Source organism: Gordonia sp. 852002-10350_SCH5691597 (genome assembly GCF_001665715.1).
Lineage (GTDB): Bacteria > Actinomycetota > Actinomycetes > Mycobacteriales > Mycobacteriaceae > Gordonia > Gordonia sputi.
Map to the genome: position 1 here is coordinate 12,435 of NZ_LZMO01000014.1, position 16,626 is coordinate 29,060.

The 16,626-nt window shown below is 64.4% G+C and carries 15 protein-coding genes and 2 pseudogenes; 9 read left to right on the forward strand and 8 right to left on the reverse strand.

What is annotated here, in order from left to right; genetic code table 11:
* Nucleotides 1–106: 106 nt before the first annotated feature.
* Nucleotides 107–910 carry a polysaccharide deacetylase family protein gene (locus A5777_RS00860; protein ID WP_005207528.1) on the forward strand — a complete coding sequence of 268 codons (804 nt, stop codon included), beginning with the start codon at nt 107–109 and terminating at the stop codon, nt 908–910.
* Here the strand turns inward: A5777_RS00860 and A5777_RS00865 are convergent.
* Genes A5777_RS00865 through A5777_RS00880 form a run of 4 tightly spaced genes read right to left on the reverse strand, consistent with a single transcriptional unit; the run spans nt 900 to nt 4,517 of the window.
* On the reverse strand, nt 900–1,532 hold the full coding sequence (locus A5777_RS00865; RefSeq protein WP_064861305.1) for a response regulator: 633 nt from the start codon (nt 1,530–1,532) through the stop codon (nt 900–902). The genes A5777_RS00860 and A5777_RS00865 overlap by 11 nt on opposite strands.
* A complete protein-coding gene (locus A5777_RS00870) occupies nt 1,529–2,842 on the reverse strand; it encodes a sensor histidine kinase (RefSeq protein ID WP_231894899.1) in 1,314 nt (437 codons plus the stop codon). Before A5777_RS00870 ends, A5777_RS00865 begins: the two co-directional genes overlap by 4 nt.
* The gene (locus tag A5777_RS00875) at nt 2,839–3,576 is read right to left on the reverse strand and encodes an ABC transporter permease (protein WP_064861307.1); all 738 of its coding nucleotides are present in this window, start codon (nt 3,574–3,576) and stop codon (nt 2,839–2,841) included. Before A5777_RS00875 ends, A5777_RS00870 begins: the two co-directional genes overlap by 4 nt.
* Nucleotides 3,573–4,517, reverse strand: coding sequence for an ABC transporter ATP-binding protein (locus A5777_RS00880; protein WP_064861308.1), 945 nt, complete (start codon nt 4,515–4,517; stop codon nt 3,573–3,575). The genes A5777_RS00875 and A5777_RS00880 overlap by 4 nt, the downstream gene beginning before the upstream one ends.
* 111 nt (nt 4,518–4,628) lie before the next feature.
* On the opposite strand from A5777_RS00880, the gene A5777_RS00885 reads away from it, so the two are divergent.
* Together A5777_RS00885 and A5777_RS00890 are read left to right on the forward strand one after the other, a co-directional pair.
* Nucleotides 4,629–5,219 (forward strand): TetR/AcrR family transcriptional regulator, encoded by a 591-nt coding sequence (locus tag A5777_RS00885; protein WP_064861309.1) that lies wholly within the window; start codon nt 4,629–4,631, stop codon nt 5,217–5,219.
* A 154-nt stretch (nt 5,220–5,373) separates the two neighbouring features.
* Nucleotides 5,374–7,020: an acyl-CoA synthetase gene (locus tag A5777_RS00890; RefSeq protein ID WP_231894900.1), complete on the forward strand. Its 1,647-nt coding sequence runs from the start codon at nt 5,374–5,376 to the stop codon at nt 7,018–7,020.
* A 1-nt stretch (nt 7,021) separates the two neighbouring features.
* Here A5777_RS00890 and A5777_RS00895 read toward each other — a convergent pair whose 3' ends face one another.
* Genes A5777_RS00895 through A5777_RS00905 form a run of 3 tightly spaced genes read right to left on the reverse strand, consistent with a single transcriptional unit; the run spans nt 7,022 to nt 9,736 of the window.
* Nucleotides 7,022–8,500: an aldehyde dehydrogenase gene (locus A5777_RS00895; RefSeq protein WP_064861310.1), complete on the reverse strand. Its 1,479-nt coding sequence runs from the start codon at nt 8,498–8,500 to the stop codon at nt 7,022–7,024.
* A 14-nt stretch (nt 8,501–8,514) separates the two neighbouring features.
* Complete coding sequence (locus A5777_RS00900; protein WP_064861311.1) at nt 8,515–9,126, reverse strand: thiamine pyrophosphate-dependent enzyme; 612 nt, start codon at nt 9,124–9,126, stop codon at nt 8,515–8,517.
* Between the two features lies 1 nt (nt 9,127).
* The gene (locus tag A5777_RS00905; protein ID WP_231894901.1) at nt 9,128–9,736 is read right to left on the reverse strand and encodes a phosphonopyruvate decarboxylase; all 609 of its coding nucleotides are present in this window, start codon (nt 9,734–9,736) and stop codon (nt 9,128–9,130) included.
* Nucleotides 9,737–9,906: 170 nt separating this feature from the next.
* On the opposite strand from A5777_RS00905, the gene A5777_RS00910 reads away from it, so the two are divergent.
* The 5 genes from A5777_RS00910 (at nt 9,907) to A5777_RS00930 (ending at nt 15,592) form a co-directional block, all read left to right on the forward strand.
* Nucleotides 9,907–10,824 (forward strand): LysR substrate-binding domain-containing protein, encoded by a 918-nt coding sequence (locus tag A5777_RS00910; protein ID WP_064861312.1) that lies wholly within the window; start codon nt 9,907–9,909, stop codon nt 10,822–10,824.
* Between the two features lie 159 nt (nt 10,825–10,983).
* The gene (locus tag A5777_RS00915) at nt 10,984–12,456 is read left to right on the forward strand and encodes an MFS transporter (RefSeq protein ID WP_064861313.1); all 1,473 of its coding nucleotides are present in this window, start codon (nt 10,984–10,986) and stop codon (nt 12,454–12,456) included.
* Nucleotides 12,457–12,517: 61 nt separating this feature from the next.
* Complete coding sequence (locus A5777_RS00920) at nt 12,518–13,195, forward strand: response regulator transcription factor (RefSeq protein WP_064861319.1); 678 nt, start codon at nt 12,518–12,520, stop codon at nt 13,193–13,195.
* Nucleotides 13,188–14,678 (forward strand): sensor histidine kinase, encoded by a 1,491-nt coding sequence (locus A5777_RS00925; RefSeq protein ID WP_064861314.1) that lies wholly within the window; start codon nt 13,188–13,190, stop codon nt 14,676–14,678. Before A5777_RS00920 ends, A5777_RS00925 begins: the two co-directional genes overlap by 8 nt.
* Entirely contained in the window at nt 14,675–15,592 is a 918-nt protein-coding gene (locus tag A5777_RS00930; protein WP_064861315.1) for a TAXI family TRAP transporter solute-binding subunit, read from the forward strand. Before A5777_RS00925 ends, A5777_RS00930 begins: the two co-directional genes overlap by 4 nt.
* A 24-nt stretch (nt 15,593–15,616) precedes the next feature.
* Here A5777_RS00930 and A5777_RS00935 read toward each other — a convergent pair.
* A pseudogene (locus A5777_RS00935) lies at nt 15,617–16,474 on the reverse strand (NAD(P)H-dependent flavin oxidoreductase); the annotation flags it as partial.
* Between A5777_RS00935 and A5777_RS24510 the strand changes: the two are divergent.
* Nucleotides 16,473–16,626 (forward strand): annotated as a pseudogene (locus A5777_RS24510) (nitronate monooxygenase); the annotation flags it as partial. The pseudogenes A5777_RS00935 and A5777_RS24510 sit on opposite strands and share 2 nt — an antisense overlap.

The window sequence follows — 16,626 nt, forward strand, 5'->3', positions numbered from 1 at the left end:
ACCCCGTCATGGGTGGGTAGATCCTTCGGGGCTTTACCCACCCATGGATCATCTGTGCCCCTCTTGTGACTGGTGTGGTCAGTGGCTCTGCTGTTAAGTGGACGGCGTGGACCGTCGCCATTTCCTCGCAGCACTGGCGGCAGGCACCGTCGTTGCGATATCCGGTTTGTCTGATTCGAAAGCCGCTGCGGCGCCGGGGCTTCCGCCGAACCTCCGGTTGCCGGGCTTGCCTGAGCAGTTACTCACGCCTCCCCTCGTTGCACCCCCACCCGTTGTGCCCAGCAAGGCGCCGCTTCCCAAGGGGCCGATCACCGCGCTACCCGGGCACGGCAACTATCTCGCGCTGACCATCGACGACGGGGTGCGTTCGGACGTCGTCGGCGCGTACATCAAGTTCGCGCAGGACACCGGTGCGCGCTTCACCTTCTTTGTCACCGGTGTGTACAAGAGTTGGACCGACCATCGGAGTTCGCTTGCGCCGCTGGTGGAATCGGGTCAGATCCAGCTGGGGAATCACACCTGGACGCATCCGTCGCTGACCTCATTGTCGGAGAGTGCGATCGCCGACCAGCTCAACCGCAACAAGCGCTTCCTGCAGAACACCTTCGGAGTCGATGGCACGCCGTTCTATCGTCCGCCCTACGGACACCGCAATGCGGCGGTCGACCGCGTCGCCGCCGACCAGGGCTACACGGCGTCGACCATGTGGTACGGGACGTTGGGCGACGAGCGGGTACTGCGCGAGCAGGACATCATCGCCAACGCGCGCACCTACTTCCGCCAGCAGGCCGTGGTGATCGGGCACGCCAATCACCCTGCGGTGACGCACATTTACCCACAACTCACGGAAATCATCAGAGAACGCAAGCTGACCATGGTCACCCTCGACGACTACTTCGTCACCGGATGAGCCCGCGCTCGAACGCAACCCGCACGGCCGCGGCACGGTCGGCGACACCGAGCTTCGGGTAGAGCCGCAGCAGATGCGTCTTCACCGTCGCCTCGCTGATCATCAGTTCGGCGGCGACCTGACGGTTGGTGCCGCCTCCGGCGATGGCGTGCAACACTTCTCGCTCTCGTTCGGTGAGGGTGTCGGCACGATTGCGGCTCATCAGGCTTCCCGCGACGCTAGGGTCGAGAACGCTGTGGCCGGCTGCAGCACGACGCACCGCTGAGATCAGGTCGTCGCGCGGGGTGGCCTTGAGGAGGTAGCCGTCGGCTCCCGCGTCGACGGCCGCGTGGATGTCGGTGTCGGTGTCGTACGTCGTCAACACCAGGATGCGGGGCCATTCGCGGTCGGCTGCGCGCAGAGTCCGAATGGCCTCGACGCCGTCGGAGCCGGGCATGCGAAGGTCCATCAGAACGACGTCGGGTGTCAGTGCGGCCACCCGAGCCACCGCCTCGTCGCCGCTGGTCGCCTCGCCGACGACGGTGAGGTCTGCTTCGCGCTCGAGCATCCCGCGAATCCCGTCGCGCACCACCGGATGATCGTCGACGACGAGGATGCTGATCTGTTCTGAACGCTGGCTCATTGCGATACTCCTTTCGACGCATCGCTTCGCTCGGTAGGAATCGACACGGAGACAACGCAACCTGCACCGGGATCGGATTCGACGACGACGGTCCCGCTGAGTAATTGGGCGCGTTCGGACATTCCTGTCAGCCCGAAGCCGCTGTGCGTGGATCGTCGTACCGCGTCGACGTCGAAACCGTCTCCGTCGTCTCGGATGTCGAGAAGTAGCGCGTCGTCGAGGTAGGTCAGCGTCACCACAACGTGTTGCGCACCCGCGTGTTTGGCGATGTTCGCCAGTGATTCCTGCAGGATGCGCAGTATGGTGTCGTCGCTGCCGCCGAGGTCGTGGGCGTCGCCGTCGACCCGCAGTACCGCGGTGATGTGATTGCGCTTGGCGAAGGCGGTGAGCTGATCCTGCACAGCGGTAGGGAGTGGTTGTGCGTCCAGTGTGAGCGGTCGGAGTGCGTTCACCGCGCGTCGCGCTTCGCCGAGTCCCTCGCGCGCAAGCATTTTCGCGTTGTCCACTCGGTCGCGGGCGGCGTCGGACAGTTCGGCCTCGTCGACGGATTCCAACTGCGTGACCACCGCGACGAATCCCTGTGCGACGGTGTCGTGCAACTCGCGGGCGAGGCGGGAACGCTCGTCGCGGATGCCTGCGAGTCGGGCCTGTTCGACGAGTTGGGACTGCAGTCGTGCGGTGCGGGAACGTTCCGCGAGTAGGTCTTCGGTGAGCTGGTTGCGACGGAGAACCGACGTCTCGCGCGCCTCGATCACGACCACGACGGCAACACCGATCACGACGTTCAGAATCCACGCGAGCACCGACGCCCACCACGGGTAAGCAAGGTTCTCCCAGCCATAGCGTTGCGTCGCCGTCATCAGCACACAGGACACGCTGATGGCCAACACCATCGGGAGTCCGGTGAACAACGACGCGTAGAGCATGTAGCCCGCCCACGACGCGATGCCCGCGATTGGTGTCGCGGCGATGGCGATGGCGATCAGCGTGGTGGTGACAGCGAAGATTCCCACGCGCCGCCACATGGGCCCGATGTTGACGCGAGTCCAGATCTCCGTGAAGACCATCAGCGCGATCATCGCCGACGCACTCACCACATGCTGCGTCGACGACGCGGGCACGAGTTGGGCGACGACAAGCGCGACGAGATAGAGAACCCGAAGAGTCCACACCTCGGCCGTCGGGGGCACGATGGTGTCGGGCCAGCTCAGCTCGTGCCGACAGTCGCTCCAACGGCCCTGCGGTTCACGCTCGAGGTTGCGTCGGAACAGGCCGTGCGCCAGCGCAGTGGTGGTGAATGGGCTGTTCACTCCCACTTGAAGGTCCGGATCGCGATCGCGGTGGTCACTGCGCCCCACACCAGTAGTGTGCCGAAGTACCCGATCGCTGGCCAGCCTGTCGTCGCGGTGTCTACGAGCGCTTGTGTGCCCGCACCCGACGGAGTCAGGTTCGACGTGAGGTGCAACCACCCGGGCATCGTCGCCCGGGGTACCCACAATCCGGCGAAGAACATGAGGACGAAGAACACCAGCGTGCCGAATCCCGCAGCGACTTTCGCGTTTCGGAACAGCGATGCGATCACCATGCCCAGGCCGAGAAACGCCCAACCCGTCAGCAAGTAACTGACGATGAACCCGACGGGGTGCTGCGGCCACTGCCCCGAGATGATCCCCGGCACGACGACGATCAGTGCGAGACAGATGATCGAGACGGCGGAGGTCAACACGAACTGTGCGATCAGCAGGAGACTCGGAGATGCCGGAGTGGTGCGTAACCGCTTGAGAATCCCCATCTCTCGGTACCGGGTGAGCACGTCGGGCAGCGCCTGGACGGCGAGCATCGCCACGACGAACAGCACCAGAATCGGTTGGTAGACCTGAAACACGCTGAGGCCGCCGAAATCGTCGACGGGTTCGCGCGCCGCAGGAATCGATGCGACCACGATCGACGCCACGACGGGCAAGAAGACCGTCCAGATCACAACCCCCGGGTTACGGGCCAACAGCTTCGCTTCGGAACCGATCATCGCGGTTGTTGCGCTCATCGTCGTACTCCTTCGGAATCGTTTTCTGTGCTGTCTGTACTGTTCGCGGCGTGCGTCAGCGCGAGGAACGCGTCGTCGAGGCTCGGTTGGTCGACGCGGAGTTTGCCGCACGCGATGCCGTGTTCGTGCAGCGCGATGATGACGGCGGATGCCACGTTGTCGGTTCCGGTGACGAGAACCCGCTCGCCCGTGCTCTCGACGCGGTGAACATCGGGGAGCGCTGCGAGTGAGTGGAGGTCGACGGCGGCGGTCGGGATGAACGACATCCTCTGGTCGGCCTGCACAGATGTGGCGAGATCTGCGGGGGTGTCGAGGGCGACCACCCGCCCGTCGTCGATGACAGCGACGCGGTCGCAGAGGCGTTCAGCCTCCTCCATGAAGTGACTGACCAACAGAAGGGTGACGCCGGTGTCCTTGAGGTCTTCGAGCAGGCCCCACACCTCGCGGCGTGCGCTCGGATCGAGTCCGGTGGTCAGCTCGTCGAGGATGGCCACCTTCGGATTGCCGATCAGCGCCAACGCCACTGAGAGGCGCTGCTTCTGCCCGCCCGAGAGCTTGCCGAAGTAGGTTCCCTCGTGGCCACTCATGCCGAGTCGGTCGAGTAGTTCGCGCCAGTCGCGGGGTGCCGAGTAGAAGCTGGCGTACAGTCGCATCGCCTCGCCGACGGTCTGCTTGTCGGGCAGGCGCGACTCCTGCAGTTGGATGCCGAGGGCTTCGCGGAGTCCGCGGCTCTCGTCGGCCGGATCGAACCCGGCGACACGCACCTGGCCGCCGTCGCGTCTGCGCAGGCCGCCGATGCACTCGACCGTCGTCGTCTTGCCCGCGCCGTTGGGCCCGAGAATGCCGAAGATCTCGCCCTCGGCGATCTCGAGGTCGATACCGCGCACCACCTGCTTGTCGCGGTAGCTCTTTGTCAGACCTGCTACTTCGATGATTGCCATGCCTACAACGATCCGCCGCGCAGGCCGCGCGCGAATCCACCGCTCGACTGGATTCGACTCAGCCGATCGGTGGACCCACGACGACGCCCAAGCAGTTGCTAGGGTGGCCGAGTGGCGACACGCAACGGGTCAACCAGGCGAGACGAACTGCTGGCGACGGCAGGTCGGATGTTCGCTGAGCAGGGACTACGGTCGACGACGGTGCGCGACATCGCCGATTCGGCCGGCATTCTGTCAGGAAGCCTCTACCACCATTTCGATTCCAAGGAGTCGATGGTCGACGAGATCCTGCGAGGCTTCCTCGACGCGCTCTTCGCGCGATACCAGGAGATCGCCGCCGCGGAACTGTCCGCGACCGAGACGCTGCGCGAGCTTGTGGTCGCCTCGTTCGAATCGATAGGCGCACAACGCCACGCGGTCGCCATCTATCAGGACGAGGCGAAACGTCTTGCAGGACAGGAGCGTTTCGCGTACATCAACGAACGCAACGTCGAATTCCGTGAACTGTGGCATTCGGTACTCGCGCGCGGTGTCGCCGACGGTGAGTTCCGCGCCGACCTCGACATCGAGTTGGCGTACCGCTTCCTACGCGACACGGTCTGGGTCGCGGTCCGCTGGTACCGGCCGGGCGGCTCGCTGTCGGTCGACGACATCGCCAAGCAGTACCTGTCCATCGTGCTCGACGGAATACTGCCGCGCTGAATCCTTCTGGGTCGAATCCTTCTGGGCTGGATCCTTCTGGGCTGGATCCTTCTGGGTCGAATCCTCTGGTTGCCTTCAAACTGCCGATTCGCGTCCACATACTTGGATGACCTAGTAATTTGGGTGGCGTTCGGTAGGGACGAAGGAGCGCGCGGTGAGTACAGGCAACGGTGAGTCGACCTTGAAGGAATCGACCTCGAGGGAATCGACCTTCACCGCATCAACACAGGCGGCGGTGGCGACGGCACGCGGCAACACGATCAGCGACATGCTGCACCGCACGGCTGCACGCACGCCCGACAAGATGGCGCTCATCGACGGCGATGTGCGCCTCACCTACGCCGAGTTCGACGCCGCGGTCAACCGCTGCGCCAACGCGCTCACCGCTCGCGGACTCGATCGTGGCGACCGGCTGGCGCTGATCAGTCACAACTCGTGGCAGTTCGCCGTGCTGAACTTCGCGTGCGCGCGGATCGGAGCGATCCTGGTACCGATCAACTTCGGACTCGGCGTCTCCGAGATCGCCTTCATCCTCGACCACAGCCAGGCGTCGGGCGTCGTTGTCGAAGATGCGCTCGGGTCGACGGTCATCGAAGCGATCGAGACCTCGGGTACGCCCATCGACATCCGCGGGTGGATTCCCCTGGCGGAGACGCAGGCACCGCAGGGATTCGAGCCGGTCGCCGACTGGATGACCACCGGTGACGCGTCTGCCCCAGGCGTCGTCATCGACGACGACGAGCCGGTCCGCATGATGTACACCTCCGGCACCGAGTCACGTCCCAAGGGCGTTCTGCTGTCGAGCAAATCACTGATGACGCAGTACGTCTCGTGCATCGTCGACGGTGGGATGGAGGGCTCCGACGTCGAGATCCACGCGCTCCCGATGTACCACTGTGCCCAGTTGGACTGTTTCTTCTCCGTCGACGTCTATCTCGGAGCGACCAGCATCATCCTGCACGCGCCGGACGCGGCAACGATGTTGGCCACCATCGAGGCCGAGCGCGTCACCAAACTATTCTGTCCACCCACCGTATGGATTTCGCTGCTGCGCCACCCCGACTTCGACACCCGCGACCTCTCGTCGTTGCGCAAGGGCTACTACGGTGCCGCAGCGATGCCCGTCGAAGTCCTCCGAGAGCTGGCGCGTCGGCTTCCGGAGGTCCGACTCTGGAACTTCTACGGACAGACCGAGATGTCGCCGCTGGCAACCATTCTGCAGCCGCACGAGCAACTCGACCGGGCCGGATCGGCGGGTCGCGCGGCACTCAACGTCGAAACCCGCGTTGTCGACGACGAGGACAACCCGCTGCCTGTCGGCGAGGTCGGTGAGATCGTGCACCGCAGTCCGCATGCGGCACTGGGCTATTACGCCGACGAGGACAAGACCGCCGAGGCTTTCCGTAACGGCTGGTTCCACTCCGGCGACCTGGGCGTGATCGACAAGGACGGGTACCTGTCGGTCGTCGACCGCAAGAAGGACATGATCAAGACCGGTGGCGAGAACGTCGCCTCCCGCGAGGCCGAGGAGGCAATCTACCTCCACGACGGTGTCGCGGAGGTTGCCGTCTTCGGTGTGCCGCATCCTAAGTGGATCGAGGCCGTGACGGCTGTCGTCGTTCCCAAGGAGGGCGTCACGCTGTCAGAAGAAGAAGTGATAGACCATCTTTCTTCGATCCTCGCACCGTACAAGCGGCCCAAGTTCGTCGTGTTCGCCGAGGCGTTGCCGAAGAACCCGTCGGGCAAGATCCTCAAGAAGAACCTGCGCGTAGAGCACGCCCACATCGCGGGGTCGAGCTAGTTCACTTCAGCACGAACGGGTTGCCGGAGGGTGCGCCGGTGTTGATCCACACGCTCTTTGTCTCCAGATAGTCGTCCACCGCCGAGATGCCGTTCTCGCGACCGAGGCCGGACTCCTTGACGCCGCCGAACGGCATCATGTAGCTCACCGCGCGATAGGTGTTGACCCACACGGTGCCTGACTCGATAGCCGCAGTCATCCGGAACGCGCGCGCCATGTCGGAGGTCCAGACGCCTGCGCCGAGACCATATCGGGAGTCGTTCGCGATGGCGATCGCCTCGGCCTCGTCGTCGAATCGGATCACCGAGAGCACAGGACCGAAGACCTCTTCCTGTGCGATGCGCGAGGAGTTGTCGACGCCGGTGAAGATCGTGGGTTCGACGAACCAGCCGTCGCCGCACTCGGGTCGGGTTGCGGCTGCTCCACCCAGACTCAGTTGTGCGCCTTCGGATCTCGCGATCTCGATGTAGGAGAGAACCTTCTCGTACTGGTCGCGGGTTGTCACCGGCCCCACCTGCGTGTCCGGATCGGCTGGATCTCCCATGCGCGCGGTCTTCGACAGTTCGACGACGCGCCTGACCACCTCGTCGTGGACAGACGACTGCACCAGTAACCGTGATCCGGCGATACAGGTCTGACCGGTTGCGGCGAAGATTCCCGACACCGCGCCGTTCACTGCGGCATCGAGGTCGGCGTCGTCGAAGATGATGTTGGGCGACTTGCCACCCAGTTCGAGGCCGACATGTTTGATGCCGCCCGCGGCCTGCGCGCCGATCCGGCTGCCGGTGGCGTCCGAGCCGGTGAAACTGACCCTGCGCACCAGCGGGTGATCAACCAGAGGACTACCGACCTCCTGACCGAACCCGGTGACCACATTCACCACGCCCGCCGGAAGGCCTGCTTCCTCGAGCAGCGCAACGAATTCGAGTGTCGACGCGCTCGTATGCTCGGAAGGTTTGATGACAACGGTGCAGCCCGCAGCGAGAGCCGCCGCCAGCTTCCAGGTGAGTAGGAGCAGTGGTGAGTTCCACGGTGTGATGATGCCGACGACGCCTACCGGAGCTGACGTCGTGTAGGCGAAGTAGCCCTTCTTGTCCAGTGGCACAACAGATCCCTCGATCTTGTCTGCCAGGCCACCGTAGTAGTAGAACCACTCCGGAATGTAGGCGGTCTGCGCAGACATCTCGGCGAACAGTTTTCCGTTGTCGCGCACTTCGGTTCGGGCCAGCTCGGTGGTGTTGGCGGCGATGGCATCGCCGAGCCGATGCAAGAGCTTGCCGCGTGCGCTCGCCGTCATCTCTGACCACGCGCTGTCTGTGAGCGCGTCGTGTGCGGCGCAGACGGCGTCGTCGACGTCGGTGGCACTACCGCGGGCCACGCTGGCCCACGGTTTCCCGGTGTATGGGTCGAACGAGTCGAAGAACTCGCCCGTGCTGCTGTCGCGCCAGTGGCCGTTGATGCGGAGCTGATAGGTCTGCATGGTGCCGTCCTTCCTCAGAATGTGGGCAAGCCGAGTGCTGTGCGGAACTTGTTCTTCACCGCGACACCATCGCGTGGGGGAAGCGCGCGTGGCGGCTCGCCGGTGTCGATGTGCACTTGCACGAACGTGAGTCCGTTGCGCGCGTTGATGTTCGACGCGACGTCGGCTACCTGGCTGAGCGAATCGACCTCGCGGCAGTCACGAATCCCGAAGCCGTGCGCGACGTCGAGAAGGCGTGCGCACAGCCCGGAATGGCTGCGCTGCATGCCCGTTTCGCCGAAGTGGCCGTTGTCGAGTACGACGACCGTCAGGTTGTCGGGAGCCCGTACCGCGGCCGAGCCGAGTGATCCGATGCCCATCAGCATCTCACCGTCGCCGGTCACGACCACGACGGGTTTGTCTGGCTGAGCCAGTGCCAGTCCGAGGCCGACAGGAACAGCACCGCCCATCGCGCCCCAGAGGTAGAAGTTCCCGTCGCGCTCGCCGTGGGCGAAGACGTCGTACGACGCCGAGCCGAGCCCGGTGACTATGAGCGCGTCGGGAACGCGATCGATCAATGCCGACACGAACTCGCGGCGGTCGATCGTCGCGTTCTCTCGTATAGCGGTGAAATCAGTTGCGGTCATGTCAGTTTCGCTCCCACTTCTTGCGGCCGATGAGGCTTTGTCCGAGCAGTACCGCGGTGCGCTCGCCCGCGAGGAAGGTCGATTCAAGGGCGGCCTGCGTGACCTCACGAACCTCGTCCGGTTTGTCGGCACGCAGCACGGTGATCCCACCGAGTTCGAGTGCTCGCTGGGTGGTCGAACCCATCGGGATCTGCCAGGGATTGAACTCCGCGTACTCACCGCGCATCGTCACGAGGGTCAGGAACGGGAATCGGCACATCTCGAGCAACGAGAACATGTTCAGACAGTTGCCGACGCCGCTGCTCTGCATCAGCAACGCTGAGCGCACACCACCGAGCCAGGCGCCTGCGGTGACTCCCACCCCTTCTTCCTCGGTGGTCAGCACGACATCGGTGATGTCGGGGTCGGCAATCGCCGCGCGAATCGCGTACGAGTGACCGGCGTCGGGGACATAGGCGATCTGCGATACCCCGCCTTGCTTGAGTACTTCGAAGACGTCGCGTTGCCAGCCGGGACCGTCAATCTTGGCCGGTGACCCGTCGGTCGATGCACCGTCGTTGGTCAGTGCACTGTCGTTGGCTGATGCACCGTCGGTGAGCGCAGTGGACATGGGGCAGAACCTTTCGTTGTTGATCTACCGACAATTCTCTATCGTTATGGGAGCGAGCGGGTAATAGGAGTTTGGAATGCTTGTGTATTCCTCACCGGAATGCTCGCCGGCGCGATGCTTGCAACCGATAGCCGATGACCTCGTGAAACGGCGGGGCGAGTGGAGATGACGTGGAGATCAGACAGCTACGGGCGTTGCTGGCAGTGGCCGATACCGGAAGCGTGACCGCTGCTGCGAAGACACTGCACGTGGTGCAACCGGCTGTCACGAAGCAGATCCACGCGTTGGAATCGGAACTGGGCGTCGAGTTGTTCGAACGGAGCAGATCCGGGATGTCGTTGAATGCCAACGGGAAACGGGTGCTCGAACGTGCTCGACGTGCGCTGGAGGAACTCGACCGGGCACGGGCAGAAGTGCTCTCGGGTACCGGGGAGGACGTTCGCGGGCGGGTCAGCATCGGGTTGTTGCCGTCGACCGTCGGCCTGCTCGCTGCCGAACTCATCTCGATTGTGTCGCAACGGTATCCAGGAATCGCGTTACGCGTCGACGTCGGATACGCGGGGCACCTGGCGCAGTGGCTCGAACTAGGCGACGTCGACGTCGCGTTGCTCTTCGAGCAGCCGAGTACCTCGGCCTTCCGGATTCGCCCGCTGCTGCGCGAAGACCTGTGGGCGGTGGCGCCGAGTTCGGCCGGCCTGCATGCCGACGAACCGGTCACGTTGGAGGAACTGCTGCAGCATCCCCTCGTGCTGCCTGCCCCTCCGCACGGGTTGCGCAGCATCGTCGACGCCGCGTCCGCAGGCGTGGACATCTCCGTCGCAGTCGAGACCAACGACGCCGCCGTGCAACGTCGGCTCGTCGCCGATGGTCACGGGTGGACGGTGCTTCCGCCCGCGATGGCGATCGACGCTGCGGAGTCGGTGAGCTGTGCGCCGATCGTCGGCGCGGCTCTGTCGCGGACGATCGGCACCGCTGTAGCGCGCAACCGGGCGCAGTCGACGGCGTGTGACCTCGTCGTCGAACTGCTCGGTGAGGTCGTCACCACCTCGGTCGCGAGTGGACGGTGGCCGTCGGCCCGGCTGATCTGACCGAGTTCTCGGTATAGGGCATCGGCAGGTTGCACGGGCTTTCCAAAGGGACTGTTAGGAAACGCCGCGAGGCATTGGCTACATGTGTGACCGCTGCCACAGTGATGGGGACAGCAAGCCCCACCTCACAAAAGTCCCAGATCAACAAAGGAGCGTGTGATGACTCAACAGTCCTCCACATCCAACCGGCGCGTCGTCGCCAACGTCTTCCGAGGCTGCATCGGCAACCTGATCGAGTGGTACGACTGGTTCGTCTACGCCGCGTTCAGTGTGTTCTTCGCCCCGGTGTTCTTTCCCAGTGAAAGCCAAACGGCGCAATTGCTCTCCGCCGCAGTCGTATTCGCGGTCGGCTTCTTGATGCGTCCACTCGGTGGGTACATCCTCGGTCGATTCGCCGACCGATACGGACGCCGTAACGCACTGACCCTATCCGTGCTGTTGATGGCGGCCGGTTCGCTACTCATCGCGGTCACACCGGGTTTCGCCACCATCGGGATCCTTGCTCCGGTGATCCTGGTGCTCGCGCGGCTCCTGCAGGGACTTTCGGTGGGAGGTGAATTCGGTTCGAGCGCAACCTATCTCTCCGAGGTGGCGACGCCCGGCCGCCGCGGATTCTTCTCCAGCTTCCAATACGTCTCGATCGTCCTCGGCCAGTTGTGTGCACTCGGCGTCCAGATCATCCTGCTGCAGATTCTCACACCGGCACAGATGGATTCATGGGGCTGGCGTGTGCCGTTCGTGATCGGTGCGGTCGCAGCGGTGACGGTGATGATCATCCGACGAGGGATGGACGAGTCACCGCAGTACCTCGCCGAGAAGCAGCGAGTGGCCGCGTTGGGTGCGGGTGCCGCCAAGCAGGAGGGAACACTCCGCACCCTCATGCAGTACCGCAAGTCGTTCGCGCTGGTCTTCGCGCTGGCCATCGGTGGAACCGTTTGCTACTACACGTACACCACCTACCTGCAGAAATACATGATCAACACCGCGGGAATGGACAAGGAGACAGTTGCCTGGATCAGCTTCTGCGCACTGTTCGTCTACATGTGCATGCAGCCGCTGGCCGGTGCGCTGTCGGACAAGATCGGACGCCGCAAGGTGATGCTCTTCTTCGGCGCGGGCGCCACGCTGCTCACCGTTCCGATCATGACAACCCTCGGCCATGTGTCCAACGCGCTCGTCGCCTTCTGCCTGATGATGGCGGGATTGACGATCGTCACCGCCTACTCGGCACTCAGTCCCATCGTGAAGGCCGAGCTCTTCCCGACCAAGGTGCGTGCGCTCGGCGTCGGATTGCCTCACGCGCTGGTCACGGCGGTGTTCGGTGGAACGGCTGAGCCGATTGCGCTGGGACTCAAGCAGGCAGGCCATGAGGGAGCCTTCTTCTACTACGTCTCCGCTTGTGCCCTGCTGACATGGATCGCCGCGTACTTCATGAAGGAGACGCGGGGCGACTCGATGCTCGACTCCGCCGACTCCGGCGCCAAGGAGTCGACTTCCACGCCCGTTGCCTCGCCGGATTCACTGGTCGGTTCGTCGAACCCGTCGACCGTCGACTTTCCCTCGGCGACAGTGCAGTACGCCGAAACAGGAACGAAGTCGCTCATCGATGAGGGTCCCACCTCGCCTCGATGAATTCGACTGATTGCCACCATTATCCGCATTCCGAGACCTCGGGATGCGGATAATGGGCGTCGTGCGTATTGCGGTTGTGGAGGACGACGACGGCGTCGCGGGCGCAATCGTGTCAGGCCTGCGACGCTTCGGACACGAGCCGACCAGATACGCCGTCGGGGCTGATCTGTTGCTGCACCACGCAGGATTCGATTTCGTCCTGCTCGATCTCGGCCTACCCGATCAGGACGGCCTCGAGGTACTTCGACAGCTGAGGCAGGTGAGTTCGGTACCGGTGATCGTGCTCACCGCCCGAGGCGACGAGCGGTCGGTGGTGCGCGGACTGCGGCTCGGAGCCGATGACTATCTGGTCAAGCCTGCCCGATTCGTCGAGTTGGTAGCGCGCATCGACAGTGTGAGTCGACGAGCCGCCCGGGCGGAACCTGCTGGGGCACAACACCTCGTGGTGTCCGGTGATGTGTCCATCGATCTCGACGCCCGCACGGCGACTGTCGACGGACGCGATATCGAGCTCACCGCAAAGGAATTCGACATCTTGGCGGTCCTGGTCAGGAACGCGGGGTCGGCGGTCAGTCGTGCCGCGCTCATGGATCAGGTGTGGGGTGATGCCTTTGTGGCCGTATCGCGCTCGCTCGATGTCCATATGACCGGACTACGCGCCAAGCTCGGTCGTCGGGGGCTCATCGCAACGATCCGCGGATTCGGCTACCGCTGGGACGGGGTCGTCGACGATGCGTAGGCGACTGCTGTTGGTGCTCGCGATCATCGGCGCAGTCAGTATCGCGGGCTTTGCCGTGCCACTGATCGAAGTGTCGTCGCAAGCCCGCACCCGGCAGTTCGTGCAGCAGCGTGAAAGCGATGTGACTCGGTTCGCCGCGATGTCGAACGAGTATGTGACGACGGGCAATTCGGCCCGTATAGCCGATGAGATCCGTGCCTATCACGACGTATACGGAGACTCGGTGCTGATCGTCTCGACCCGCGGTGTCCCTGATCTGTCGGTCGGCCCGACGGATCAGGAGATGCGGGCGGCGGTGACTCGTGGGCTACGCAACGAGAAGTCGTCGGAGCTTCGGCATGTGGCCCCGTGGGGGCCCGACTCGGCGGTGTTCGTCGCCCCGGTCGGCAGCGGCGCCCAGGTGAACGGCACTGTGGTTCTGCGATCCGCGACAGCGGCGACGCGGTCTGACGTCACCCGCTGGTGGCTGCTCATCGTCGGTGGCGCCGCTTTGGTGATCCTCGCGTTCGCCGCGCTCGCGGTGGTGTTGAGCCGCTGGGTGCTGCGTCCGCTTGCGGACCTGTCCGACGCGATGACCGACCTCGCACGGGAACTGCCGTCCATTCCGACATCGGCGGCTGACGAGCCGCTGAGCGCTGCGTCGGACACCAAAACCGGTGGGCCCCCTGAGGTGCGTCAACTCACCGATACTTTCGACGGCTTGGTGGCGACGGTGTTGAGATCGGTCGAGATGCAGCGTCGCCTGGTGGCAGATGCCTCCCACCAGCTGCGTAATCCTCTGGCGGCACTGCAGTTCCGGATCGACATCGTGGAGTCGGAGGTTCCCGATGCGTTGTCTGACGACTTCGCGATGATCGGTGCCGAGGCACAACGACTGCAGCTCATCCTGGACAAACTCCTCACTCTCGCCAGCGCCGAGACCCCGACGCTCGACAGCGGACGTCGTGACGAATGGAGTACGGCCGCAACCGTGCTCGCCGACCGCGTCGAGTTCTGGTCGGTGCCCGTGCGTGAGCGAGGTGCGCGGCTGGTCTTCCGCGACGAGCTCGGTGATCCGGCAACACAGGCACGGATCAGCGAGGATGCGCTCGCGCAGGTGATCGACGTTCTCGTCGACAACGCGACACGGCACGCCGGACCACATCCGGAGATCGCGCTGTCGATCGGGATACCCGAGGACTCGCCCGAGTCGGTCGTTATCGAGGTCGCCGACGACGGGCCAGGAGTCGCAGACGAGGACGTGCCGAGGCTGACGGAGCGATTCTTCACGCGGGACAAGGCGCACGGAACGGGGCTCGGGCTCGCGATCGTCGACATCCTTGTCCGTGCGGTCGGGGGAGACGTGCACTTCGGCAGATCTGCAGCAGGCGGACTGAGCGTTCGCGTGCGGTTGGTGAGGCGCCGAGATGCCGCAGCAGATCTCGACACCCCCGCAGATCTCGATACCCCAGCACATCTCAACATCGGGGGAGAAGGCGTATGAGGCGCCGGACACTGCTCAAGGGCATCGTCGCGATGCCGCTCCTTGCTGCTGGTTGCGCGGGTGGCGACGTGCGCACGTACCGGATCGCGACAGGTGAGCCGGGCGGATTTCAGGCGGAGTTCGCCACACTGCTGTCGTCGGCGATGGCCGAGGGTTCCACCCGCCTCGAACCGATGAACACCAGCGGTTCGGTGCGCAACATCGAACTTCTGGAACAGCGGCGCGTCGACTTCGGACTCTCGCTCGGCGATGTAGCCGCGGCGCGGGGCGGGCCGCTGCGAGCCGTCGGACGGGTCTACGAGAACTACGTGCAGTTCGCGGTGCCCGCGACAAGTGACATTCAGACATTTGCGGATCTGAGGGGAAAGCGAATCAGCCTCGGCGCGCGTGGCTCGGGTACCGAATGGACGGGACGTCGCGTCCTCGCCGCGGCCTCCATGACGCCCGACGATGTCGAGATCGCCCCGGTATCGCTGACCAACGTGCTCGAATCACTGGCGTCGGGCATGGTCGCCGCGGCGATGTGGGCGGGTGGCGTACCCACCCCGTCAGCCATTCCCCGACCGGGCTATGGTCCAGCGGGCGGGATCAGGCTACTCGACCTGTCCGCCGAACTCGCCGTTCTGCGCGAAAGGTACGGCCCGCTCTACGAACCGGTTGCTGTCCCTGCGGGAATGTACGGCACGCGCACCGAGACGGCGACGATCGGCGTGCCAAGCGTGCTGCTCACCACCACGGATACTCCGGACTCGGCGGTCACAGCGGTGGTCGACGCCCTGGTCGACAAGGCGTCGGAGCTCATCCCGAAAGGTACTGTCGGAGTGCAGTTCCTGGATACGCAGACTCTCATTCAGGTCTACGGACTGCAACTTCATCCGGCCGCGATCGAGGCATACCGTCGCCACCACGGGTGACGGTTCGCCGCACCGGCCGCTGCGTCACCCCAGTGTGCTCAGCGCTTTCAGCCGCTCGTGTGCCTGGTCCATGATCGATTGGATGAGGGCATCGCAGCTGGGCAGATCGTCGATCATCCCGACCACCTGACCGGATGCGAGAACTCCTGCGCGCGTATCACCTTCGACGAGACCCGCGCGCAACAGCATCGGGGTGTTACCCGCCATGATGACCTGCTGCCAGCTACGCTCGCCCGACTTACGCATCGCACGCCCGTCGCGCAGCATCGTCGTCCACTTCATGCCGGTCAACTGCTTGAACTCGTTGGCATTCCGTGCCGCAGCGAACAGTGCGCGGATCGGGCTGCCGCTCTCCAGGGCCTCCACGAGTGGTGTGCGCAGCACCCGATGCGGCATACCGTCGACCTTCACCGAGACCACGGTGTCGTTGAGGGTGCGCGTCAGATACTCCTGCTTCACCGCGTCGGGGACGGCGGAGTCTGCGGTGAGCAGGAATCTGGTACCCATCGCGACACCTTCGGCTCCGTATGCCAGTGCCGCGGCGAGCCCCCGACCGTCGAAGAAGCCTCCCGCCGCGACCACTGGCATGTCGGAACCGCTGTCGCGCAATGCATCCAGCACTGAGGGAAGCAGTAGCGTCGTCGCGACCGGTCCGGTGTGGCCGCCGCCTTCTCCGCCCTGCACGATCGCCGCGTCCGCACCCCACGACGCGACCTTCACCGCGTGTTTGGCCGCACCGATCGATGGGATCACCACGACGCCGTTGTCCTTGAGCTTCGCGATCAGGTCCTTCCTGGGTGCCAACGCGAACGACGCGACCCGTACGTGCTCGCGGATCAGCAGGTCGATCCGTTCGGTGGCATCGGTGGCGTCGGCGACGATGACCTACGCCGAGTTGGAAGCGGCAATCGCGAAGACGAAGTCGTTGACCGACAAGCCCTTCGGAGTGAACATCCGCGCCGACGCCACCGATGCCACCGAACGGATCGACCTGCTGATCCGCGAGCACGTACGGGTCGCGTCGTTCGCGTTGG